Origin of the sequence: Pseudomonas sp. GV047, assembly GCF_003058245.1 — a bacterium.
GTDB classification, from domain to species: Bacteria; Pseudomonadota; Gammaproteobacteria; order Pseudomonadales; family Pseudomonadaceae; genus Aquipseudomonas; species Aquipseudomonas marginalis.
This window is the reverse complement of the sequence record NZ_QCWA01000013.1, coordinates 68,674-92,660: the sequence shown is the minus strand read 5'-3', so window position 1 is coordinate 92,660 and position 23,987 is coordinate 68,674. Positions and strand designations below refer to the sequence as shown.

The following is a 23,987-nucleotide window of genomic DNA, read 5'->3' as shown; positions in this document are numbered from 1 at the left end:
TCAGATATGCAGGATGTATTCGCGAACCAGCTTGCTGCCGAAATAGGCCAGCATCAGCAGGCAGAAACCGGCCAGGGTCCAGCGAATCGCCTTGTGCCCGCGCCAGCCAAGGCGGTTGCGGCCCCACAGCAATACGCTGAACACCACCCAGGCCAGGCACGCCAGCAGGGTCTTGTGCACCAGGTGCTGGGCAAACAGGTTTTCGACGAACAGCCAACCGGAAATCAGCGACAGCGACAGCAGCGTCCAGCCGGCCCACAGGAAACCGAACAGCAGGCTTTCCATGGTTTGCAGCGGCGGGAAGTTCTTGATCAGTCCGGAAGGGTGCTTGTGCTTGAGCTGGTGGTCCTGCAACAGCAGGAGCAAGGCCTGGAACACCGCGATGGTGAACATGCCGTAGGCCAGGATCGACAGCAGGATATGAGCGAGGATGCCTGGCTCTTCATCGATCACCTGCACCGTGCCGGTGGGGGCGAACTGCGCGAGCAGCACCGTCAGTACGCCCAATGGGAAGAGCAGGACCAGCAGGTTCTCGACAGGAATCCGATAACAGGCCATCAGCGTCAGCGCAATCACCGCCGCGGCGATCAGGCTGGCGGCGCTGAAGAAGTCCAGGCCCAGGCCAACCGGCGTCATCAGGTGGGTGAACAGGCTCGCGGCATGGGCCAGCAGGGCGAGGACGCCAAGGCCGACCAGCAGGCGTTTGTCCGCCTTGGCGCCTTGGGCCAGACGAGAGCCCTGATAGAGGGTCGCAGCGGCATACAAGATGGCGGCGGCGAGGCTGGGTAGCAAACTGGGTGACAAGGGGAGCATAAATCCTGATAGACAAGCCCGAAAGGCGCTGAGTTTGGCACACACCTGCGCTCCACGAAAGACTCCAGGGCCAGACAGCGGGTGTGCATGGGCGCAGTCTTCGCTATAATCCGCGACCAGCCCACGCCGCAGGCTCGCCGAACGCTGTGTTTAATAGCGATTTACCACAGCCTGGGCCGCCATTACCTCGGTCTACCAATGCATTTCGATGAATAGGGCCTGAAAGGATCGCGCATGTTTGAAAACCTGACTGACCGTCTCTCGCAGACGCTGCGCCATGTAACCGGCAAGGCCAAGCTGACCGAGGACAATATTAAAGACACCCTGCGCGAAGTGCGCATGGCGTTGCTGGAAGCCGACGTCGCCTTGCCTGTGGTCAAGGACTTCGTCAACTCGGTCAAGGAGCGCGCGGTCGGCACTGAAGTGTCCCGCAGCCTGACCCCGGGCCAGGCCTTTGTGAAGATCGTCCAGGCCGAACTCGAAAGCCTGATGGGCGCGGCCAACGAAGATTTGAACCTCAGTGCCGTGCCACCGGCCGTCGTGCTGATGGCCGGTCTGCAAGGTGCGGGCAAGACCACCACCGCCGGCAAGCTGGCGCGCTTCCTTAAAGAGCGCAAGAAGAAGTCCGTGATGGTGGTGTCGGCCGACGTGTACCGTCCGGCGGCCATCAAGCAGCTGGAAATGCTCGCGGGCGAAGTGGGCGTGACCTTCTTCCCGTCCGACCTGAGCCAGAAGCCGGTCGACATCGCCAACGCTGCTATTAAAGAAGCAAGGCTCAAGTTCATCGACGTGGTCATCGTCGATACCGCCGGTCGCCTGCACATCGATGAAGAGATGATGGGCGAGATCAAGGCGCTGCATGCCGCGATCAACCCGGTCGAGACGCTGTTCGTGGTCGATGCCATGACCGGCCAGGATGCGGCCAACACCGCCAAGGCCTTCGGCGACGCGCTGCCGCTGACCGGCGTGATCCTCACCAAGGTCGACGGCGACGCCCGTGGCGGTGCCGCGCTGTCGGTGCGTGCCATCACCGGCAAGCCGATCAAGTTCATCGGTATGGGCGAGAAGAGCGAAGCGCTCGAGCCGTTCCACCCTGAGCGTATCGCCTCGCGTATCCTCGGCATGGGTGACGTGCTCAGCCTGATCGAGCAGGCCGAAGCGACGCTCGACAAGGACAAAGCCGATAAGCTTGCGAAAAAGTTGAAGAAGGGCAAAGGCTTCGACCTCGAAGACTTCCGCGACCAGCTGCAACAAATGAAGAACATGGGCGGCCTCGGCGGCCTGATGGACAAGCTGCCGAACATCGGCGGCGTGAACCTGGCGCAAATGGGCAATGCCCAGGGCGCGGCAGAGAAGCAGTTCAAGCAGATGGAAGCCATCATCAACTCCATGACCCCGGCCGAGCGCCGCGACCCTGAGCTGATCAGCGGTTCGCGCAAGCGTCGGATCGCCATGGGTTCCGGCACCCAGGTGCAGGACATCGGGCGCTTGATCAAGCAGCACAAGCAGATGCAGAAGATGATGAAGAAATTCTCCGCCAAGGGCGGAATGGCCAAGATGATGCGCGGCATGGGCGGTATGTTGCCCGGCGGCGGCATGCCGAAAATGTAAAGTATTCGAGCGGGAGTTCACTCCTGCTCCGACCCACAGGGATGTGGGATCTCCAGCAAACCCGCCGTTGGCGGGGGCTGACCTGCCGTTTTAACCGACGGCTCTCTAGCAGATCTGAATGGCACGCTGATAGGCGCCAGAAAAAGACATTTGCAAAAGTCCGGATATTCCTTAGAATATGCGGCCTTTCGGGCACCTATGCCCGCTGTGCATTTAGATTTGCAGCACCGACTACAGGAACGATGTTCACATGCTAACAATCCGTCTTGCCCTTGGCGGCTCCAAAAAGCGCCCGTTTTACCACTTGACCGTAACTGACAGCCGCAACCCACGTGACGGCTCTCACAAGGAACAAGTAGGTTTCTTCAACCCGATCGCTCGTGGTCAAGAAGTCCGCCTGTCCGTGAACCAAGAGCGCGTAGCCTACTGGCTGAGCGTTGGTGCACAACCGTCTGAGCGTGTTGCCAAGTTGTTGAAGGACTCGGCTAAGGCCGCAGCCTGAGCAATATGAACGCGACGCCAACTGTTGCTGATGATTTGATCGTTATCGGCAAGATTTATTCTGTTCATGGCGTTCGCGGCGAAGTGAAGGTGTATTCCTTTACTGATCCGACTGAAAACCTGTTGCAGTACAAGACCTGGACGCTCAAGCGCGAAGGTAGTGTGAAACAGGTCGAGCTGGTCAGTGGACGCGGGAGCGATAAGTTCCTGGTCGCGAAGCTCAAGGGTCTTGATGATCGTGAAGAAGCTCGTCTTCTGGCCGGTTATGAGATCTGCGTGCCGCGCAACCTGTTCCCTGAATTGACCGACGGCGAGTACTACTGGTACCAGCTGGAAGGTCTGAAGGTTATTGATCAACTCGGGCAATTGTTCGGGAAAATCGATCATCTTCTGGAAACCGGCGCCAATGATGTAATGGTGGTCAAGCCTTGCGCTGGCAGCCTGGATGATCGCGAACGCCTGTTGCCCTATACCGAGCAATGCGTGTTGGCTGTTGACCTGGCGGCGGGCGAGATGAAGGTGGAATGGGACGCGGACTTCTAAGCGTGGCTAATTTGCGCATTGAAGTGATCAGTTTGTTTCCCGAGATGTTCTCCGCCATCAGCGAGTACGGCATCACCAGTCGGGCGGTGAAGCAGGGGCTGTTGCAGCTCACCTGTTGGAACCCGCGAGACTACACGACGGATCGACATCACACTGTGGACGATCGCCCATTTGGCGGTGGCCCGGGCATGGTGATGAAGATCAAGCCCCTGGAAGATGCGTTGGTTCAGGCCAAGGCAGCCGCCGGGGAGAAGGCGAAGGTAATTTACCTGTCCCCTCAAGGCCGTCAGCTGAAGCAGGCTGGGGTCCGCGAACTGGCGAATGAGGAAGCACTGATCCTGATTGCCGGTCGCTATGAAGGCATTGACGAGCGTTTTATTGATGCTCATGTCGATGAAGAGTGGTCGATTGGGGACTATGTCCTGTCTGGCGGCGAGCTGCCGGCGATGGTCCTGATAGATGCGGTTACACGACTGCTGCCTGGAGCTTTAGGGCATGCGGACTCCGCGGAGGAAGATTCCTTCACGGACGGTTTGCTGGATTGCCCGCACTACACCCGACCGGAGGTGTATGCGGATCAGCGTGTTCCCGACGTATTGCTAAGTGGCAATCACGCACACATCCGGCGTTGGCGTTTACAGCAGTCCCTTGGTCGGACCTATGAACGACGCGCCGATCTTCTGGAAAGCCGCTCGCTTTCTGGAGAAGAGAAGAAGCTGCTCGAGGAATACATCCTCGCGCGGGACGATAGTTAACAACGTATCGATGGTAGGTCCATTGACTTACCTTAGGAGCACAGCATGACTAACAAAATCATCCTTGCACTCGAAGCAGAGCAGATGACCAAAGAGATCCCTACCTTTGCCCCGGGCGACACCATTGTCGTTCAGGTGAAAGTGAAGGAAGGCGACCGTTCGCGTCTGCAAGCGTTCGAAGGCGTGGTAATCGCCAAGCGTAACCGTGGTGTGAACAGTGCTTTCACTGTTCGTAAAATCTCCAACGGTGTTGGCGTAGAGCGTACTTTCCAGACCTACAGCCCGCAAATCGACAGCATGGCCGTTAAGCGTCGCGGTGACGTACGTAAAGCCAAGCTGTACTACCTGCGTGACCTGTCCGGTAAAGCAGCTCGCATCAAGGAAAAACTGGCTTAAGTCCAGCTTCCCGATGCAGAAAAAAGCAGCCTACGGGCTGCTTTTTTGTGCCCGCGATTTGAGGTCCGGGATAGGATCTACCTGATTCCGCCACTTTTCTGTTCGAGTCCCTATGCCTGCCATCGACCACCCCCTGATCGACCGTTTCCTCGATGCCCTATGGCTGGAGAAAGGCCTGTCAGATAACACCCGCCAGGCCTACCGCAGCGACCTGGCGCTGTTCAACGGCTGGCTGCAGGAAAAAAACCTGGAACTGATCAATGCCGGTCGCGAGCTGATCCTCGATCATCTGGCCTGGCGCCTGGAACAGAATTACAAGCCCCGTTCCACTGCACGATTTCTCTCCGGTGTGCGTGGGTTTTATCGTTATTTGCTGAGGGAAAAACTGATCGCCCTCGATCCGACCCTGCAAATCGATATGCCGCAACTGGGCAGGCCCTTGCCCAAATCCCTGTCGGAAGCCGACGTCGATGCCTTGCTCGCTGCGCCCGACCTCAGCGAAGCCATCGGCCAGCGTGACCGCGCCATGCTGGAAGTGTTGTATGCCTGTGGCCTGCGGGTCACGGAGCTGATCAGCCTGACCCTGGAGCAAGTCAATCTGCGCCAGGGGGTGCTGCGGGTAATGGGCAAGGGCAGCAAGGAACGGCTGGTGCCGATGGGGGAGGAAGCGATTGTGTGGGTCGAGCGCTACATGCGCGATGCCCGTAGCGAGCTGCTTGGCGGGCGGCCCAGCGATGTGCTGTTTCCCAGCCAGCGTGGCGAACAGATGACCCGCCAGACGTTCTGGCATCGCATCAAACACCAGGCCAGGGTCGCGGGGATCGGCAAGAGCCTGTCGCCCCACACCTTGCGCCATGCATTCGCCACCCATTTGCTCAACCACGGTGCGGATTTGCGCGTGGTGCAAATGCTGCTCGGGCACAGCGACTTATCCACCACCCAGATCTACACCCATGTGGCGCGTGCGCGCTTGCAGGATATGCATGCCAAGCACCACCCGCGAGGCTGAAAAGCGCCAATTTATGCCGCCACGGGCTGCCCTGCGGCCCAACTGTGGTAGGCTTTGCCGGTTAGCAAAGGGGACCGCCCGCACTCGTGTTTCCGTATTGGCGCGCCTGCACCCGTCCCTGCATCTGCCTTCAGGAGTTTCCATGCGCTTGACCCAGATTATTGCCGCCGCAGCCATTGCGTTGGTTTCCACCTTTGCCGTCGCCGATGACGCTGCCGAGCAGACCATCCGCAAGAGCCTGGCCAACCTGCAGCTCGATACCCCAATCGAAAGCATCAGTGCCAGCCCGATGGCCGGCCTGTATGAAGTCAAGCTCAAGGGCAGCCGCGTGCTGTACGCCAGTGCAGACGGTCAGTACATCGTCCAGGGCTACCTGTTCCAGCTCAAGGACGGCAAGCCGGTCAACCTGACCGAGAAAGCCGAGCGCCTGGGCGTGTCCAAGCTGATCAACGGCATCCCGGTGGCTGAAACCGTGGTTTACCCGGCCATCGGCGAGACCAAGACCCATATCACCGTGTTTACCGACACCACGTGCCCGTACTGCCATAAGTTGCATGCCGAAGTGCCTGCGCTGAACAAGCTGGGTGTGGAAGTCCGCTACGTAGCGTTCCCGCGCCAGGGCCTGGGTTCGCCGGGCGACGAGCAGTTGCAGGCCGTATGGTGCTCGGCCGATAAGAAAGCGGCCATGGACAAGATGGTCGATGGCAAGGAAATCAAGGCCGCCAAGTGCGCCAACCCGGTGTCGAAGCAATTTGCCCTGGGCCAGTCCATCGGCGTCAACGGTACACCGGCCATCGTTTTGGCTGACGGCCAGGTGATTCCGGGCTACCAGCCGGCACCACAAGTTGCCAAACTGGCGCTGGGTGCCAAATAAACCAGCATCGTCGAACCTTTGACGATCATGGCCTGTGGATAAGTCGACGGGCCATTAATTGAAAGCCGCAGTTGTGCGGCTGTTTTCCACGGCCGACCTAGCGTCGGCCGTTTCATGGGGAGTTCTTCAGTGAAACCGGTCAAAGTAGGCATCTGTGGGTTAGGGACCGTCGGTGGCGGCACCTTCAACGTACTTCAGCGTAATGCTGAAGAAATTTCCCGCCGTGCAGGGCGCGGGATTGAAGTGGCGCAAATTGCCACGCGTTCGCCAAAGCCTCAGTTCCAAACGACCGGTATTGCGATTACCAACGATGTCTTCGCCGTGGCCACCAACCCTGAAATCGATATCGTCATCGAGCTGGTGGGCGGTTACACCGTGGCTCGTGAGCTGGTGCTCAAGGCGATCGAAAACGGCAAGCACGTGGTCACCGCCAACAAGGCGCTGATCGCTGTACACGGCAACGAGATCTTCGCCAAGGCCCGCGAGAAGGGCGTGATCGTGGCGTTCGAAGCCGCGGTTGCCGGCGGTATCCCGGTGATCAAGGCGATCCGTGAAGGCCTGTCCGCCAACCGCATCAACTGGGTGGCTGGCATCATCAACGGCACCGGTAACTTCATCCTCACCGAAATGCGCGAGAAGGGCCGTACCTTCGAAGACGTACTGGCCGAAGCCCAGGCCCTGGGGTACGCCGAAGCCGACCCGACATTCGACGTGGAAGGCATCGACGCGGCGCACAAGCTGACCATCCTGGCGTCCATCGCCTTTGGTATCCCGCTGCAGTTCGACAAGGCCTACACCGAAGGCATCACCAAGCTGACCACTGCCGACGTGAACTACGCCGAAGCCCTGGGCTACCGCATCAAGCACCTCGGTGTCGCACGCAGCACCCCGGCGGGTATCGAGTTGCGTGTGCACCCGACGCTGATCCCGGCCGACCGCCTGATCGCCAACGTCAATGGCGTGATGAACGCCGTGATGGTCAACGGTGACGCTGCCGGGTCCACCCTGTTCTACGGCGCCGGTGCCGGCATGGAGCCGACCGCTTCGTCGGTGATCGCCGACCTGGTGGACGTGGTTCGCGCCATGACCAGCGACCCGGAAAACCGCGTGCCGCACCTGGCCTTCCAGCCGGATTCGCTGTCGGCCCACCCGATCCTGCCGATCGAGGCCTGCGAAAGCGCCTACTACCTGCGCATCCAGGCCAAGGATCACCCGGGCGTGTTGGCCCAGGTGGCCAGTATCCTGTCGGAGCGCGGTATCAACATCGAGTCGATCATGCAGAAGGAAGTCGAGGAGCAGAACGGCCAGGTGCCGATGATCCTGCTGACCCACCGGGTGCTCGAGCAGCACATCAACGATGCCATCACCGCGCTGGAAGCCTTGCAAGGCGTCGTGGGCCCGGTGGTGCGGATTCGCGTCGAACACCTGAACTAACCGATCTGTTCCAGAGGCCCCGTGTGTGCGGCGGCCTCTGTTCGAGAATGTTTTAGAGGAGCCAGTCATGCGTTACATCAGCACCCGCGGCCAGGCACCGGCCCTGAATTTCGAAGACGTCTTGCTGGCAGGCCTTGCCACCGACGGCGGCCTGTACGTGCCGGAAAACCTGCCACGCTTTACCCAGGAAGAAATCGCTTCGTGGGCCGGCCTGCCGTACCACGAGCTGGCGTTCCGGGTGATGCGCCCATTCGTCACCGGCAGCATCCCCGATGCTGATTTCAAAAAGATTCTGGAAGAGACCTACGGCGTGTTTTCCCACAGCGCCATCGCGCCTCTGCGCCAGCTCAACGGCAACGAATGGGTGCTCGAGCTGTTCCATGGCCCGACCCTGGCGTTCAAGGACTTCGCCCTGCAACTGCTGGGTCGTCTGCTGGACTACGTGCTGGAGAAGCGCGGCGAGCGCGTGGTGATCATCGGCGCCACCTCCGGTGATACCGGTTCGGCCGCCATCGAAGGCTGCAAGCACTGCGAAAACGTCGACATCTTCATCCTGCACCCGCACAAGCGTGTGTCGGAAGTACAGCGCCGCCAGATGACCACCATCTTCGGTGAGAACATCCATAACATCGCCATCGAAGGCAACTTCGATGACTGCCAGGAAATGGTCAAGAACAGCTTCGCCGACCAGGGCTTCCTCAAAGGCACACGCCTGGTGGCGGTGAACTCGATCAACTGGGCGCGGATCATGGCCCAGATCGTCTACTACTTCCACGCCTCGCTGCAGTTGGGCGGCCCGGCGCGCTCGGTATCGTTCTCGGTGCCGACCGGCAATTTCGGCGACATCTTCGCCGGCTACCTGGCCCGTAACATGGGGCTGCCGATCAACCAGTTGATCGTCGCCACCAACCGCAACGACATCCTGCACCGCTTCATGAGCGGCAACCAGTACGTCAAGGAAACCCTGCACGCCACCCTGTCGCCGTCCATGGACATCATGGTGTCGTCGAACTTCGAACGCCTGCTGTTCGACATGCACGGTCGCAACGGCGCAGCCATCGCCGGTTTGATGGACACCTTCAAGAGCGGCGGCGGTTTCAGCGTTGATGAAGAGCGCTGGACCGAAACCCGCAAGCTGTTCGACTCCCTGGCCGTGGATGACGCGCAGACCTGTGAAACCATCGCCGAGGTCTACGCCCAGACCGGCGAGTTGCTCGACCCGCACACCGCCATTGGGGTCAAGGCCGCCCGCGAATGCCGTCGCAGCCTGGATATCCCGATGGTGATCCTCGGCACCGCCCATCCAGTGAAATTCCCGGAAGCGGTGGAGAAGGCGGGTGTCGGCAAGGCGCTGGAACTGCCGGTGCATCTGACCGACCTGTTCGAGCGTGAAGAGCGCTGCACGGTGCTGCCGAATGACTTGAAGGCGATGCAGGCGTTTGTCAGCCAGCATGGCAATCGTGGCAAGCCTTTGTAAGGCAGGTCACCCAGACAAAAACGCCGCTTTCCCTTCCTTGGGTCAGCGGCGTTTTTTGTTTCTGGCAGGCCCGACGGCGTGCCGGTTACAAGAGCAACTTAATCGCTACTCCAGTAATCGAAGCAATCGTTGCGACCACAGCCATTGCTACGCCCATGGGGTACCAGAAAGTTTCACAGTTTATTTCCAGGGATTCCGATCTGAGCTTGTCTTGCTCAGCCTGCATGCGTGATATTTCTGCGTAGATGCGCCTTACATCGGCATGCATTTTCTCCATCGTCGCCAGTCGCTCATCGTTTTCCACCATCGCATTCCTCCTTCGCAATAAGGGCCTTTGGCATACGCTTTACCCACGTGGCACCGTGATCAGCGCTCATCGAGTATAGGATTCACCCATGGCCTGCGCGGCAGGGGGAGCCCAAAACAGCAGCCCATTGCGTAAGCATTTATGTGCCGCCGTTTTTTGCCTGTCATGTTGCAAGCGCATGCTGGAAACGTCATCCCCCGACAACCCCGCATAAACGAAAAAGCGAACTTTCCTACGTCACAACCAGTCACTTAGGATAGATGCAGCTCCCGTTTACAAGAATGTTTGCGAACTATTGAGTGGTGATCGAGATGGAAAGTATCAGCCTATTGCTCGAAGAAGCACTGAGCCCTTATCAGGTGACATTGACCACCGCAGGTGTGCAGGACGAGTGCCTGGTAACCGTAAAGAACCCCGCCGGTGCGATCATGGTCGAGCGTGAAGTCGACCGGGCGCAATTGCTCGATAAGCGCCTATTGGTGGATGTGGTGGATTGCCTGCTGCGTGACCTCAAGATCGCTGAAGGACGCCTGGAACCCTCGGTCATCGCGGCCTTGCGCAATGCCGCCCAGACCCGCAGCGCTGCCGTTGCATGAAGAATTGTTTATAGATGGAAACTTCCCACGTCATGGCCGGTCAGATTTCGTAACAGCAAGAGCAAACATTGTGCTCCGGTGTTTGTGCCTTGTTGTACTGGTCTTTGTAGGCCACGTTTAACCCCGAAGTGTCTCCCCACTCTTCGGGGTTTCTTTTTGCCTGGGATTTGTCACGGCGCTGGCGAGTCCTGGAAAAAGCTCGGGTTGTCTCGCAGGTAGTGTTCACGCATGGCAGGGTCCAGCCAGGCAGCGTAGGACTGCTGTACGTGTTCCAGCGGGAGGCTGAGCAGGACCTGGTTGATCCGTTCCATGGCCTCGCGCCCCTCAGGTGTATCCGAGCAGCCGATATGCGTGCGCTGGTAAGGCGCTGTGCCCTTGATGGGGTAGAAGCTGAGGTCGTCGGCTGCGATCCCCTGTTGCATCGCGTGGTAGCGGATTTCCGGCCAATAGCCCAGCACCGCCTCCAGCCGGCCCAGGCGCTGCATCTGCAGCAAGCTGCCAAGGGCATCGTTGCCGTAGTGCAGTGCGAGTTTGTGTGTGTCGGCCTGTTTCAGTCGCTCATCGATAACGGCGCCGTAGCTGCGTTCCGCGATCGCGCCGACCCTTGCCTCATGGGCGTCGAAGAAGGCCTGCAGGTCGAACTGGCCGTCTACGATAAACGCCGCCAGGGCGCCCTGTTGGCTGCGCCGGATCGTGATGCCATTACTGGCGACCACAAACGCCTGCCTGGAAAATACGATGTACCTGGCCCGCTCGGCCGTCCACAGCAAGGATGGATCGCAGGTGAGCGTGGGCTCGCGCAGCATCTGCATGCCGCGCGCGCGATTGACGTGCATTACCTGATGGCGATACTCCGGCAAGTGTCCGATCAGTATCGGCAGCAACTGGTCCAGGGCACCCTGGCCTTTGCCTGGCCCTTCGAAGATGGTCAGCGGCGGCAAGTCGCGCAATAACCAGATCAACGTGCCCTCTGCACTCGCCGGTACGGACCAGCCGCTGGCCAGCATGGCGGCCAGGTACAGCGCAATGAGCCAGTGTTTGCAGCCGTGGGGCATCAGATTGCACCTTGCTCACGCAGGCGGACAATGGCGGCGGCGTCGTATCCCAGCTCGCCCAGCACCACGCCGTTGTGTTCACCCAGTTGCGGCCCCACCCATTCGCAACTGCCCGGTGTGTCCGACAGCTTGGGCACGATGCCCGGCATCTTGAAGTCCTTGCCGCCGGGAAGCCGGGCCTTGAGGAACATCTCGCGCGCGAGGAATTGCGGGTCGCCCAGCATGTCCTCGGCACTGTAGATACGGCTGGCGGGCACTTCAGCCTTGTTGAGTTGCTCCACCACCTGCTCCAGCGGCAGCGAGTTCACCCAGCGATCAATCACGCCATAGAGTTCATCGCGACGGCTGTCGCGCCCGTCATTGCTGGCCAATTGTGGATCGTTCGCCAGGTCTTCCCGGCCGATGGCGCTCATGAAACGTTTGAAGATGGCATCACCGTTGGCACCGATCTGTACGTGCTTGCCGTCCGCGCTGGTGTGGATCGACGACGGCGTAATGCCGGGCATGATGTTGCCGGTACGTTCGCGAATAAACCCGAATACGTCGAACTCGGGGATCATGCTTTCCATCATGGCGAAGATGGCTTCATACAGCGCCACATCGACCACCTGGCCCACACCGCCGTTAACCTCGCGATGACGCAGCGCCATCAAGGCGCCGATGACCGCCCACAGCGCGGCGATGGAGTCGCCAATGGAGATTCCGGTGCGCACCGGCGGGCGATCTTCGAAACCGGTGATATAGCGCAGCCCACCCATGGACTCACCCACGGCACCAAACCCGGGCTGGTCTTTCATCGGTCCGGTCTGGCCAAAACCCGAGAGGCGCACCATCACCAGTTTCGGGTTCAGCCCATGCAGGGTTTCCCAGCTCAGGCCAAGCTTCTCCAGTACGCCGGGGCGGAAGTTTTCGATCAGGATGTCGGCGTCTGCCAGCAGTTGCTTGAGAATCGCCAGCCCGTCCGGGTGCTTGAGGTTCAACGTCAGGGACTTTTTGTTGCGCGCCTGCACAAACCACCACAACGAGGTGCCTTCGTACAGCTTGCGCCACTTACGCAACGGGTCGCCGCCGTCCGGGGACTCGACCTTGACCACCTCGGCACCGAATTCAGCACAAATGCGTGAGGCGAAGGGGCCGGCGATCAGGGTGCCGAGTTCGATGACTTTCAGGCCGGCAAGCGGTTTGGCATTAAACGACATGGGGATCCTTGTCTGCGCGGAACGGTGGTGTGAAGCCTTTTAACATAGGCGAGCAGCCCAGGGATAAGGATGATGCAGCGCAGGATTCGTTGAATGACCTCGCCATCGGTTAGACTGGCCGCCTTTCCCTGTCTCTAGAAGCCCGTTCATGGCCCAGCCGTCCACGACCTACAAATTCGAACTCAACCTCACCGACCTCGACCGTTCGGTGTACGAGAGCGTCAAGCAGACCATCGCTCGCCACCCCTCGGAAACTGAAGAACGCATGACCGTGCGCCTGCTGGCCTACGCCCTTTTTTACAACGAACAGTTGGCGTTCGGTCGTGGCCTGTCAGATGTAGACGAGCCAGCCCTGTGGGAAAAAAGCCTGGATGATCGGGTTTTGCATTGGATTGAAGTCGGCCAGCCGGATGCCGACCGCCTGACCTGGTGCTCGCGTCGCACTGAGCGTACCAGCCTGCTGGCATACGGCAGCTTGCGCGTTTGGGAAGGCAAAGTGGTGCCGGTGGCGAACACCCTGAAGAATGTCCACATCGCAGCAGTGCCCCAGGAGATTCTGGAGGTCCTGGCCAAGGACATGCCCCGCGTGATCAAGTGGGACGTGATGATCAGTGAAGGCACGATCTTCGTCACCGACGACCGTGGCCAGCACGAAGTGCAACTGCAATGGCTGGTCGGCGAACGCGGTTGAAAATGTGGGAGGGGGCTTGCCCCCTCCCACATTTGATCTGTGTTCCCTTCAGAGTTGTCGTTTAACCGTTGTATTAAAGAGAAGCTCCCGTCACCCATGCGTATCGATCCCCGCCCGTTGCCCGCCGTCCTGCCCTTCCTGGGGGAATTGCCACCGCTGTTGACCCGTCTCTACGCCGCACGTGGCGTGCGGTCCGAGGCCGAGCTGGACAAGAGCCTGGCGCGGTTGATTCCCTATCAGCAGCTCAAGGGTATCGACGCGGCGGTGGACTTGCTGGTGACGGCATTGGAGCAGCGCCAGCGCATCCTCATCGTCGGTGACTTCGACGCCGATGGTGCCACCGCCAGCACCGTAGGCACCCTGGGCCTGCGTTTGCTCGGTGCGGCCCATGTCGATTACCTGGTGCCCAACCGCTTCGAATACGGCTATGGCCTGACCCCGGAAATCGTCGCGGTGGCCCTGCAGCGCGAGCCGCAGTTGCTGATCACCGTGGACAATGGCATCTCCAGTGTCGAAGGCGTGGCGGCGGCAAAAGCGGCGGGGCTGAAGGTGCTGGTGACCGACCACCACTTGCCCGGGGATGAGCTGCCGGCGGCGGATGCCATCGTCAACCCGAACCAGCCGGGCTGTGAGTTCCCGAGCAAGGCCCTGGCCGGCGTGGGCGTGATCTTCTACGTACTGATGGCCCTGCGCGCGCGTTTGCGCAGTTTGGGCTGGTATGAAAACAAGCCTCAACCCAACATTGGCGAGCTGCTCGACCTGGTCGCCCTGGGCAGCGTCGCCGACGTGGTGCCCCTGGACGCCAATAACCGCATCCTCGTGCATCAGGGCCTGGAGCGTATTCGTGCCGGTCGCGCACGGCCGGGGATCAAGGCGATCCTCGAAGTGGCCAAGCGGGATGCGGCGCGCATCACCTCCACCGACCTCGGCTTTATCCTCGGGCCACGCTTGAACGCCGCCGGGCGCCTGGACGATATGAGCCTGGGCATCGAATGCCTGCTCACCACGGATTTCGCCGCGGCACGGGAAATGGCCGCACAACTGGACGGCATGAACCAGGACCGCAAATCCATCGAGCAGGGCATGCAGCGCGAAGCCCTGGCTCAGCTCAAGGACTTGCCGGTGGACTCAATGCCCTACGGCTTGTGCCTGTTTGATCCGGACTGGCACCAAGGTGTGATCGGCATTCTTGCGTCGCGCATGAAGGAGCGCTATTTCCGCCCCACCATTGCCTTCGCCGATGCAGGCGATGGGCTGCTCAAGGGCTCAGGGCGCTCTGTGCAAGGCTTCCACATCCGCGATGCCCTGGCGGTGGTTGCGAGCCAGCATCCCAACCTGATCGCCAAATACGGCGGCCACGCCATGGCGGCGGGGTTGACCTTGCCCGAGGAAAATTTCCCACTGTTTGCCGAGGCCTTTGACGCCGAAGTGCGTCGGCAGCTGCGCGAAGAAGACCTCACCGGGCGCCTGCTGTCCGACGGTACCCTGGCGGTGGAAGAGTTTCACCTGGAGCTGGCGCGCGCACTGCGCCACGCCGGACCGTGGGGGCAGCACTTTCCCGAACCGTTGTTCCATGGCGTGTTCCAGCTGGTCGAGCAGCGGGTAGTAGGGGAACGGCACCTGAAAGTGGTGCTCAAGAGCGAATGCGGGTCGGTGAAGCTCGATGGCATTGCCTTCGGCGTCGACCGGGAAGTCTGGCCGAACCCGACCGTACGTTGGGTGGAGTTGGCCTACAAACTGGATGTGAACGAGTTTCGTGGCAATGAAACCGTGCAACTGATGATTGCCCACATCGAGCCGCGCTAGATCTTACCGACGCCGCAAAAAACTGTGGGAGGGGCTTGCTCCCGATAGCTGAGTGTCAGTCAACAATGCTGTGACTGACCTACCGCTATCGGGGGCAAGCCCCTCCCACAGTTTGTTTGGCGTACCGCCCGGAATTACTCGGACTTGGCCTGATGCTTCACGATGATGTCTACCAGACGCTTGGCCAGTGCCGGGTAGTTCTCATCGAAGTGATGCCCGCCCGGCAGTTTCACCGCCTCGCCCACGGCGGTCTTGTCGGTGCAGCCACTCTCGTCGACTTCTTCGGCACCGTAGATGCACACCACCTTGTCAGCCGGCAGCTTGGCCATTTCCGGGCCGGTCGCGGCTTCTTTGCCGGCGTTGCCCAGCCAGCCTTCCACTTCGATTTCAAAGCTGCCGGTGCGGGCGAAGGCCAGCAGGATGATGACGTCCACACGCTGTTGTTCGTTTTCCGGCAGGCGGTTGTAGATCGCCGGCAGGACGTCCGCGCCGAAGGAGTAACCGGTCAGCACGAAGCGCTTGGTGCCCCATTTCTGCCGGTAGTGCTGCATCAGCTCGGTGAGGTCCTTGGCGCTTTGTTCCGGGGTCTTGTGCTGCCAGTAGTAGCGCAGGGTGTCGATGCCGACCACCGGGTAGCCGATCTTGGCCATTTCGCCGGCCACGTCGCGGTCGAGGTCACGCCAGCCGCCATCCCCGGAAAGGAACAGCGTCACGGTGTCCTTGGCCTGGCCAGCCGGCACTTCCACCACGGGAATCGCCAGGCCGCCGTTGTCCGAACCCACCAGTTGCTTGCGCAGTTCGTTGTTCAGCACTTGCGGATAGTGAATGTCGTAGTCGCTGATACTGGTGGTGGCGCGCGGGGTGTCACGTACGAAACTGGCGCTTTCATCGTCAGGGTTGTCGTTCCAGGCCACCAACCAATTACCGTGTGCGGCGGTTTTCGGCAGTGGGTCCTTGCACCCTTCCTGCACCAACGCGAAGCCGACGGAGATGGCGTTGGCCTTGTCGTCGCTCTGAGTGGCCAGCCAGCGCCAGGCGAGGGCGGCGCCAGGGCCGATGCCGCTGACCAGGGTCGCGGGGCCCTTGAGCTGGCCCAGGGCGCTTTGCAGCGCTTGTTCCTGCAGCTTGCAGTCATCCTTTGGCAGGATCACCTGGACGATCTGCGCCTTGCCGCCCTGGCTCAGGGTAATCAACTGGCTATCGGTCAGTGTTTCGTCAGCCATCACCGCCACCGCGACGCGGGCTTTCGGGGTGCCGGCCGGGGTCACGCGGGTCATCACCGAGCCGTCGGCCTGGGGCAGTTGCTCCAGGGTCGGCTGCGGGGCAGGGCGGTTCCAGAACCAAAAGCCGCCACCCAGGACCAGGGCGAGCAGCACTACAAAGGCCAATACATACCGCCAGGAGCGTCGAATCATCAGCGTTTCACCAATCCAGTCAAGCCGCCCGCGATCAGGGCGGCGGTATCGGCCAGTGCCACCAGCGGGTCAAGTCCTGCGGGCACGGCCATGTAACGGGGTTCCCAGTCAGGCTGGAACTTGTCTTTGAAGCGGCGCAAGCCTTGGAAGTTATACAGTTGCTCGCCGCGACGGAACACCATCGAGCCCAGGCGCTGGGTCAGTGGCGCGCCGCGTCGCGGTTGCAGGCCCGACAACGGCACCATGCCGAGGCTGAAGCGGGCGTAGCCGTGATTCTTATAGTGTTGAATCAGGCCGACCATCATGAATTCCATGGTCAACTTGGGCGCATCCGGGTGGGCGCGCATCAGGTCGAGGCTGGCCAGGTCGTGGTTGTAGGTCTCGAGCAGGTTGGCGAAGGCCACCGGGCGGCCTTCGAAGCGAATGATCGCGATACGAAAGTGCTTGAGGTAGTCGTCGCTGAAGCGTCCGAGGGAAAAGCCTTTTTCCCGCACATTCTTACCGGTAAGCCAGGCGTCCGAGATGACTTTTAATTCATCCATCGGTGCCGTGCCGGGTTCAAAGATCTCCAGGGACAGGCCGTCCCGGGTGCCACGGTTCCAGGTGTAGCGCAGGTCCTTCATCTCTTTGCCCTTGGCTTCCAGGTCAAAGCGTTTCAGGTCGACGCGCGCCTCTTCGCCCAGCTTGATCGCGGTGAGGCCGATGTCCATGTAATAGGGCAGGTTCTCGGCGCGTACCTGATAGAACACCGGGCGTGCATGATGGATGTCGCACAGATCGCGGAACTGCCAGATCATTTCGGCACGGGGCTGGGTCGGACCGATCGGGTCATACAAGGCCACCAGGCTGCGGCCGCGACGGGCATACATCAGGAACGCTTCGTCATTCGGATGGAACAGCAGCGCCTTGTCGCCGGTCAGCGCCAGGCCGCCGTCGGGTTGCGACGATGCCATCAGGATCTTGCTGGCGCGTTCCAGCTCCTCGGGAGTCGGCAGGTGGATCACCGGGCGTGCGGTGCGCAGCAGCCAGGTCAGCGAGACGATGACCAGCAGCACGGCGGCGCCCAGCAACGAGCGCAGGCCGCGCGGGGCGTTGGCGTCGAGAGTGAACTGCCACCACAGTTGATGGCTGTACGGTACATCTTGATACGCGAACAGCAGCAGCCAGATAGAAGCCCCCAGCACACAGACGCTGGCTACCAGGTACAGCGGTGAGAAAGGCAGCTCGGTCAGGCGGCTGGCGCGATAGAACGAGCGGCGGAAGATCGCCAGCAGTATCGCCGTCATGGTCATCAGGCTGGCTTCTTCCCAATCGAAGCCCTTGAGCAGCGAGAGCAGGGCGCCCACCAGCAGCAGCACCATGGTCAGCATCCACGCAGCCGACAGGCGTCGACGCAGGCCCTGGGCCAGCAACAGGCACAGCACGCCGATCAGGCTGGCACCGAAGTGCGAGGCGTCAATCAGGCGGTGGGGAATCAGGAAGCCGATGTTTTCCAGGCGTGAGTCGATTTCTGGCGTGGCGCCGGAAAACAGCAGGACCACGCCGGACAAAAAAACCAGTACGGCCAGCACCGGCGCCGCCAAACCCGAGGCTACCCGCAGGCTTTGCTGAGTCTGGAACAGGCGCTGGGCCTCGTTGACCAGCAGGAACACACAGGCGATCAGCAGCGGCAGGACCACGTAGATCATTCGGTACAGCAGCAGGGCGGCGGCCAAGGGCGCGGCGCCGAGCTTGTCGGCGAATGCGGCGAGCAGGATGGCTTCGAATACGCCCACGCCCCCTGGCACATGGCTGAGTACACCGGCGGCCAACGCCAGCAGATACACCAGCAGGAACGGGCCGAAAGGCGGTGCTTCCGGCAGCAGCATATAAAGGACGGTAGCGGCGGCGGCAACGTCCAGTGCGGTGATGATCAGTTGCAGGAATGTCAGGCGGCGACCGGGCAGACGCAGGGTTCGACGCCCGGCCTTTACCAGCAGGTTGTCCGGGTAGGGTTGTTCCGGCAGGCGGCGGCGATAGATGCCGATGCACAACATGGCCGACAGTAACAGCACTGCACCGGCAACGCCGCCGAGCACCGTTTGTGGCAAATGCAGGTAGGTCGACGCTGCCGGCAAGTTGCTCAACGTGGCCAATGCAGCCAGCGGGGGCAGGGCGCAGCCCAGTGCCAGGCTGGCGAACACGGTCATGTGGGCGACTTCCGAAGCCCCGATGCCGTGGCGTGCATATAAACGGTAGCGTACCGAGCCGCCCGAGAGCATTGACAGACCAATGGCATTGCCGATCGCAAAGGCAGTAAAGCCGCCAAGGGCCAAGGTCTTGGCAGGCAGGTTCACCCCGGCATAACGTGCGCCTGAAAACTCATAGCCCAGCAGAATGACGAACCCGGCGACGGCGGCGGCGAACGCACCGAGCAACGCGGGTTTGGGCACTTCCAGGATCGAGTCGTGGAGGGCGTAGAGATCCAGCTCCAATAGCAGGTGCCGACAGGCGATCAGGGCGATTGCGAACAGCAACAAGGTCACGGCCAGCCCGATGGGTTGCCGGTATTTGCTCAACAGATCCAGCCAGCGCAAGCGGGTGGGGGCGATAGGTTGTTCTGCTGTGACGGTGTCTTGTGGTTCAGACGAGTTGGCGCGCATCAATCACCTCGTGGATTGTGCGCGACAGGATGGAGGTATCCAGCCAAGTTACCAATCCCTATGGACAAAATAATTACAAATATTAACGCGGATCACCGGGTGCGGCGACTGCGGCCATTGGTCGTAGAGGCGTAAGCATAGCGTGCAATGAGATGGACTCAACAAACCGCGTACGGTTTCATGAAAGATGCCATACCATTGTTTCAGAAGAACTTTTTCATCGGATACAAAAAAGGCCACTCTTTCGAGTAGCCTTTTTTGATGTTTGGTTGCGGGAGCCGGATTTGAACCGACGACCTTCGGGTTATGAGCCCGACGAGCTACCAGACTGCTCCATCCCGCGTCTGTGGGCGGCATTCTACAGCCAGATGGCGAGGTGTCAACCGTTAATGAGCCGATGGGTCAAATAAGTGTGAAATAGCTGACATGTAACCTAAGTTCGCGATTGAAAACGCTTTTTGTAGTGAGCGGGCTTGCCCCGCGCCGGGCTGCGGAGCAGTCCGTGGTGAAGTGCACACTATCTTGTGTGGGGCTGCTTGCCAGTCCAGCGCGGGGCAAGCCCGCTCGCTAAAACAAAAAAGGCCACTCTTTCGAGTAGCCTTTTTTGATGTTTGGTTGCGGGAGCCGGATTTGAACCGACGACCTTCGGGTTATGAGCCCGACGAGCTACCAGACTGCTCCATCCCGCGTCTGTGTGTCGGCATTCTACAGAGGATCGCGAGTGTGTCAACCGTTGAATCGAAGAAAAGCGCTTGTGGTTCAATCGGTTAGCTCTCCATGTAGAGCCGTTTGAGGGGTTCGGGCCAGTGGGGCCAAGGGTTTCAGCTCTATTGGAAGGCTGATTTCGATTGAGAAAATAAATTCATCTGGGAAATTTCCTACCACTCAGGCGGAAGATTCAAACTACTGGTGCTATATACAGGGGTGAATGCGATACTGGCCATCCGTTGGATTACACCCGCCTTTCTACTTATGACGCAGCGCAAAATCATCCACGTTGACTGTGATTGCTTCTACGCCGCCATTGAGATGCGCGATGACCCGAGCCTGGCGCAAAAGCCCCTGGCGGTAGGTGGGTCGGCAGATCGAAGGGGCGTGATCGCTACATGCAACTACGAAGCGCGGGCGTATGGGGTGCGTTCCGCCATGTCGTCGCGGCATGCCCTGAAGCTCTGCCCGGACCTGACCATCGTCAAGCCGCGCATGGATGCCTATAAGGAGGCGTCGAAGGAAATCCAGACGATCTTTCGCGACTACACCGACCTGATCGAGCCCCTGTCGCTGGACGAGGCCTACCTGGATGTCTCCGACAGCCCGCACTTTGGCGGCAGCGCCACACGCATCGCCCAGGACATTCGGCGCCGGGTCTCCAACCAATTGCACATCACTGTGTCCGCCGGCGTGGCGCCGAATAAGTTTTTGGCCAAGATCGCCAGTGATTGGAAAAAGCCCAACGGCCTGTTTGTCATCACCCCGGATCAGGTCGAGGACTTTGTCTCCCAACTGCGGGTAAGCAAGTTGCACGGCGTGGGCAAGGTGACGGCAGACAAGCTGGCGCGCCTGGGCATCGAAGACTGCCTGCAATTGCGCGAATGGAACAAGTTGGCGCTGGTGCGTGAGTTCGGCAGCTTTGGCGAGCGCTTGTGGAGCCTGGCCCGTGGGATAGATGAACGTGTGGTGCAGAACGACAGCCGGCGGCAGTCCATCAGTGTGGAAAATACCTACGATGTGGATTTGCCGGATCTCTCAAGCTGCCTGGCGAAACTTCCAGAGTTGATGGAGACCCTGGCAGGGCGCATGGCGCGTATCGACAGCAGCTACAAGGCGGGCAAGCCGTTCGTTAAGGTGAAGTTCCATGACTTTACCCAGACGACGCTGGAGCAGGCGGGCGCGGCGCGGGATTTGGAGAGTTATCAACAGTTGATGACCCAGGCGTTCAATCGCGGTGGGAAACCGGTGCGGTTGTTGGGGATTGGGGTGCGGCTGCTGGACCTGAGTGGCGGGAACGAACAGTTAGAGTTCTCCTGGTAGAAGCCGGGAAAAAATGTGGGAGGAAGCAAGCCCCCTCCCACATTTGGATCTGCAGCGTTTTCGAAGCCTCAGCGTGCTCCGGGATCCGCCACCAACCGCCCTGCATCCTTGGTCAACGCCTGCAGGAATTCCTGCTGCAGCTCGGGATCATTGCGGGTCAGTTCGATCAGGCTTTGTTCCAGTTCGCTGGCTTCTTCCTCCAGGCCCAGCTCCGACAGGCGCTTGACCCGGTGCACCCACTGGCTGACTTCATCGTCTTCCAGGTCGTCGTAGATCAGGCCGTGGGCTTCCAGCAACTTGCCGCGCAGGGTGCTGCTGATCGCCAGGGTCGAGTCCGAGTGCACGTCGTCCTGGCCATCTTCCACGCTGATCTTCAAGGTCGTGACGCGGTTCAGGTCCTGCTCGGCAAACGGGCTGTCCAACAGGTTCAGGCGCAGCACGCCGTTGCGGTCGGTGGTCAGCTCATGGGTCTGTTTGCCGGCGGTGACCTGGACCGGGCGCTCGCTCCAGGGCAGGCTCGAATACTCCACGCGTTTGTCGCGCTGGACTTCATCGATACCCGCCAGGTTCTGTTGCGCGCGCCCATGGGATTGCACGTTCATGAACGGGTTGAGACCGTCCACGCCGTAGGTCAGCCAGTCGTGGGTCATGCTGGTCGGCAGGTTGCCGAGGGCGAAGATGTTCGCCACGTTGGCGCCCGCACCCGCGACCAAAGCCACTGCACCCAGGGGCATCTCATAGAGTTTGCGCCAGGGCTGGTAAGGCGTGTAGCGATCGTAACGACGGGTAACTTCGAATTCGGTGACCTCAAAGGTCTTTTGCTCGTGAATGCGAACCCGGCGTTGCGGCAGTTCCAGCACTTTGGGTTCGCCTACATCGATCTGCAGGCTGTGGTCGAGCAACTTACGCTCGACCCGCTCCTCGTGCTCACTGCGTTGCGACATCTGATTGGCGCAGCCGCTGACCAGCAGGGCGCCGCACAAGGCGGCGCCCCCCAGGGCTCTGGTGTTTCGCTTGAACATGACTTCTCTTGATCTGGTTTTCAGCGACGAATACGCGCCTGGAGGAAAGACAGCACGTCAGCCACCGGCAAGGGTTGGGCTTCGGCTTCGGTCCGGCTCTTGTATTCCAGATTGCCATCGGCCAGGCCGCGGTCACTGACCACGATCCGGTGCGGGATGCCAATCAGCTCCATGTCGGCGAACTTGATGCCCGGGCTGGTTTTCTTGTCGCGGTCATCCAGCAGCACTTCAAAACCAGCGGCCGTGAGTTCGGCGTACAGTTTGTCGGTGGCTTCGCGTACTTGCTCGGTTTCGTAACGCAGCGGTACCAGGGCCACCTGGAAAGGCGCCAGGGCGTCACTCCAGATAATGCCTTTCTCGTCGTTGTTCTGCTCGATGGCAGCGGCAACCACGCGGGAAACGCCAATGCCGTAGCAGCCCATGTCGAGGGTGATCGGCTTGCCGTTCTCGCCCAGCACTTCGCACTTCATCGCCTTGCTGTACTTGTTGCCCAGCTGGAAGATGTGCCCGACTTCGATGCCGCGCTTGATTTCCAGGGTGCCCTGGCCGTCCGGGCTTGGGTCGCCAGCAACGACGTTGCGCAGGTCGGCCACGGTCGGCACCGGCAGGTCACGCTCCCAGTTCACGCCGAAGTAGTGCTTGTCGTCGATGTTCGCGCCGATACCGAAGTCGCTCATCAGCTCGACCGAACGGTCGATGATGATCGGCAGCGGCAGGTTCAGCGGGCCGAGGGAACCGGCACCGGCGCCAATGGCGTCGCGCAGTTCGGCATCGCTGGCCATGACCAGCGGGCTGGCCACGCCAGGTTGCTGGGCGGCCTTGATTTCGTTGAGTTCGTGGTCGCCACGGATCACCAGGGCGATCAGCTTGCCTTCTTCTTCGGCGTGCACGATCAGGGTCTTGATGGTCTTTTCAATCGGCAGATTGAATTTCTCCACCAGGGCCGCGATGGTCTTGGTCTCTGGCGTATCCACCAGGCGCAGTTCTTCAGCCGGGGCTGGACGGGAGGTTTCCCGTGGCACGGCTTCGGCTTTCTCGATGTTCGCCGCGTAGTCGGAACCGTTGCTGAACGCGATATCGTCTTCGCCGGACTCGGCCAGCACGTGGAATTCGTGGGAGCCGGCACCGCCGATGGAGCCATTGTCCGCTTCAACCGCCCGGAACTTCAGGCCCAGGCGCGTGAACACATTGCAGTAAGCCTGGTGCATGCGGTCATAGGTGACCTGCAGCGATGCCTGGTCGGCGTGGAACGAATAGGCGTCCTTCATGATGAATTCGCGGCCGCGCATCAAACCGAAGCGTGGGCGGATTTCATCGCGGAATTTGGTCTGGATCTGATACAGGTTCAGAGGCAACTGTTTATAGCTGCTCAACTCGTTGCGCATCAGGTCGGTGATCACTTCTTCATGGGTCGGGCCGGCGCAGAAGTCGCGGCCATGACGGTCCTTGAAGCGCAGCAACTCAGGGCCGTACTCTTCCCAGCGCCCGGATTCCTGCCACAGCTCGGCCGGTTGGGTGCTCGGCATCAACACTTCGAGAGAGCCGGCGGCGTTCATTTCTTCGCGAACGATGGCTTCGACCTTGCGCATCACCTTCAAGCCCATGGGCAGCCAGGTGTACAGGCCCGAGGCCAGTTTGCGAATCATGCCGGCGCGCAGCATCAGCTGGTGGCTGATCACGACCGCATCGGAAGGCGTTTCTTTCTGTGTGGCGAGCAAATATTGACTGGTACGCATGGTAGGCCGTTGTCGGTTGCTTGAACTTGAAATGACTTGGGATTGTACGGGCGCAAACTGCCGCCGTACAGGCA

The 23,987-nt window shown here is 60.4% G+C and carries 21 protein-coding genes and 2 tRNA genes; 13 read left to right on the top strand and 10 right to left on the bottom strand.

What is annotated here, in order from left to right; genetic code table 11:
- Positions 1-813, bottom strand: a complete 813-nt coding sequence (locus C8K58_RS26695; protein WP_065939219.1) for an inner membrane protein YpjD — start codon at positions 811-813, stop codon at positions 1-3.
- A 234-nt stretch (positions 814-1,047) separates the two neighbouring features.
- Between C8K58_RS26695 and ffh the strand changes: the two genes are divergently transcribed.
- The 9 genes from ffh (at position 1,048) to thrC (ending at position 9,413) form a co-directional block, all read left to right on the top strand.
- Entirely contained in the window at positions 1,048-2,424 is a 1,377-nt protein-coding gene (ffh, locus tag C8K58_RS26690; RefSeq protein WP_003175900.1) for a signal recognition particle protein, read from the top strand.
- 250 nt (positions 2,425-2,674) lie between these two features.
- Positions 2,675-2,926 (top strand): 30S ribosomal protein S16, encoded by a 252-nt coding sequence (gene rpsP / locus C8K58_RS26685; protein WP_003238923.1) that lies wholly within the window; start codon positions 2,675-2,677, stop codon positions 2,924-2,926.
- 5 nt (positions 2,927-2,931) lie between these two features.
- The gene (gene rimM, locus C8K58_RS26680) at positions 2,932-3,468 is read left to right on the top strand and encodes a ribosome maturation factor RimM (RefSeq protein WP_027605457.1); all 537 of its coding nucleotides are present in this window, start codon (positions 2,932-2,934) and stop codon (positions 3,466-3,468) included.
- Positions 3,450-4,223: a tRNA (guanosine(37)-N1)-methyltransferase TrmD gene (trmD, locus tag C8K58_RS26675; RefSeq protein WP_177327730.1), complete on the top strand. Its 774-nt coding sequence runs from the start codon at positions 3,450-3,452 to the stop codon at positions 4,221-4,223. The genes rimM and trmD overlap by 19 nt, the downstream gene beginning before the upstream one ends.
- Before the next feature lie 45 nt (positions 4,224-4,268).
- Complete coding sequence (gene rplS / locus C8K58_RS26670) at positions 4,269-4,619, top strand: 50S ribosomal protein L19 (RefSeq protein ID WP_003175895.1); 351 nt, start codon at positions 4,269-4,271, stop codon at positions 4,617-4,619.
- 112 nt (positions 4,620-4,731) lie between these two features.
- The gene (gene xerD, locus C8K58_RS26665; protein ID WP_027605459.1) at positions 4,732-5,628 is read left to right on the top strand and encodes a site-specific tyrosine recombinase XerD; all 897 of its coding nucleotides are present in this window, start codon (positions 4,732-4,734) and stop codon (positions 5,626-5,628) included.
- 142 nt (positions 5,629-5,770) lie between these two features.
- Complete coding sequence (locus C8K58_RS26660) at positions 5,771-6,502, top strand: thioredoxin fold domain-containing protein (protein ID WP_027605460.1); 732 nt, start codon at positions 5,771-5,773, stop codon at positions 6,500-6,502.
- Positions 6,503-6,631: 129 nt separating this feature from the next.
- On the top strand, positions 6,632-7,936 hold the full coding sequence (locus C8K58_RS26655) for a homoserine dehydrogenase (protein ID WP_027605461.1): 1,305 nt from the start codon (positions 6,632-6,634) through the stop codon (positions 7,934-7,936).
- Between the two features lie 67 nt (positions 7,937-8,003).
- The gene (gene thrC / locus C8K58_RS26650) at positions 8,004-9,413 is read left to right on the top strand and encodes a threonine synthase (protein WP_027605462.1); all 1,410 of its coding nucleotides are present in this window, start codon (positions 8,004-8,006) and stop codon (positions 9,411-9,413) included.
- Positions 9,414-9,498: 85 nt separating this feature from the next.
- Here the strand turns inward: thrC and C8K58_RS26645 are convergent, their stop codons facing one another.
- Positions 9,499-9,720, bottom strand: coding sequence for a hypothetical protein (locus tag C8K58_RS26645; RefSeq protein ID WP_108574628.1), 222 nt, complete (start codon positions 9,718-9,720; stop codon positions 9,499-9,501).
- Positions 9,721-10,031: 311 nt separating this feature from the next.
- Between C8K58_RS26645 and C8K58_RS26640 the strand changes: the two genes are divergently transcribed.
- On the top strand, positions 10,032-10,316 hold the full coding sequence (locus C8K58_RS26640; protein WP_027605464.1) for a DUF3509 domain-containing protein: 285 nt from the start codon (positions 10,032-10,034) through the stop codon (positions 10,314-10,316).
- A 170-nt stretch (positions 10,317-10,486) separates the two neighbouring features.
- Here the strand turns inward: C8K58_RS26640 and C8K58_RS26635 are convergent, their stop codons facing one another.
- Together C8K58_RS26635 and C8K58_RS26630 are read right to left on the bottom strand one after the other, a co-directional pair.
- Entirely contained in the window at positions 10,487-11,371 is an 885-nt protein-coding gene (locus tag C8K58_RS26635) for a TIGR02285 family protein (RefSeq protein WP_027605465.1), read from the bottom strand.
- Positions 11,371-12,570, bottom strand: a complete 1,200-nt coding sequence (locus C8K58_RS26630; RefSeq protein WP_027605466.1) for a CaiB/BaiF CoA-transferase family protein — start codon at positions 12,568-12,570, stop codon at positions 11,371-11,373. Before C8K58_RS26630 ends, C8K58_RS26635 begins: the two co-directional genes overlap by 1 nt.
- A 148-nt stretch (positions 12,571-12,718) precedes the next feature.
- Between C8K58_RS26630 and C8K58_RS26625 the strand changes: the two genes are divergently transcribed.
- The gene (locus C8K58_RS26625; protein ID WP_027605467.1) at positions 12,719-13,261 is read left to right on the top strand and encodes a YaeQ family protein; all 543 of its coding nucleotides are present in this window, start codon (positions 12,719-12,721) and stop codon (positions 13,259-13,261) included.
- 96 nt (positions 13,262-13,357) lie between these two features.
- Positions 13,358-15,067: a single-stranded-DNA-specific exonuclease RecJ gene (recJ, locus tag C8K58_RS26620; protein ID WP_027605468.1), complete on the top strand. Its 1,710-nt coding sequence runs from the start codon at positions 13,358-13,360 to the stop codon at positions 15,065-15,067.
- 134 nt (positions 15,068-15,201) lie between these two features.
- Here the strand turns inward: recJ and C8K58_RS26615 are convergent, their stop codons facing one another.
- From C8K58_RS26615 to C8K58_RS26600, 4 genes are all read right to left on the bottom strand, one after another.
- Positions 15,202-16,482 (bottom strand): virulence factor family protein, encoded by a 1,281-nt coding sequence (locus C8K58_RS26615; protein WP_027605469.1) that lies wholly within the window; start codon positions 16,480-16,482, stop codon positions 15,202-15,204.
- Complete coding sequence (mprF, locus tag C8K58_RS26610; protein WP_027605470.1) at positions 16,482-19,124, bottom strand: bifunctional lysylphosphatidylglycerol flippase/synthetase MprF; 2,643 nt, start codon at positions 19,122-19,124, stop codon at positions 16,482-16,484. Before mprF ends, C8K58_RS26615 begins: the two co-directional genes overlap by 1 nt.
- A 266-nt stretch (positions 19,125-19,390) precedes the next feature.
- Positions 19,391-19,467: transfer RNA gene (locus tag C8K58_RS26605), tRNA-Met, on the bottom strand.
- 269 nt (positions 19,468-19,736) lie between these two features.
- Positions 19,737-19,813 (bottom strand) — tRNA-Met (locus tag C8K58_RS26600).
- A gap of 283 nt (positions 19,814-20,096) precedes the next feature.
- On the opposite strand from C8K58_RS26600, the gene dinB reads away from it, so the two are divergent.
- On the top strand, positions 20,097-21,155 hold the full coding sequence (gene dinB, locus C8K58_RS26595; protein ID WP_027605471.1) for a DNA polymerase IV: 1,059 nt from the start codon (positions 20,097-20,099) through the stop codon (positions 21,153-21,155).
- Between the two features lie 68 nt (positions 21,156-21,223).
- On the opposite strand, the gene C8K58_RS26590 is transcribed toward dinB, so the two are convergent.
- Together C8K58_RS26590 and C8K58_RS26585 are read right to left on the bottom strand one after the other, a co-directional pair.
- Positions 21,224-22,177 carry a hypothetical protein gene (locus C8K58_RS26590; RefSeq protein ID WP_065925011.1) on the bottom strand — a complete coding sequence of 318 codons (954 nt, stop codon included), beginning with the start codon at positions 22,175-22,177 and terminating at the stop codon, positions 21,224-21,226.
- A gap of 20 nt (positions 22,178-22,197) precedes the next feature.
- Entirely contained in the window at positions 22,198-23,913 is a 1,716-nt protein-coding gene (locus C8K58_RS26585; protein WP_092358356.1) for a proline--tRNA ligase, read from the bottom strand.
- Between the last annotated feature and the right edge of the window lie 74 nt (positions 23,914-23,987).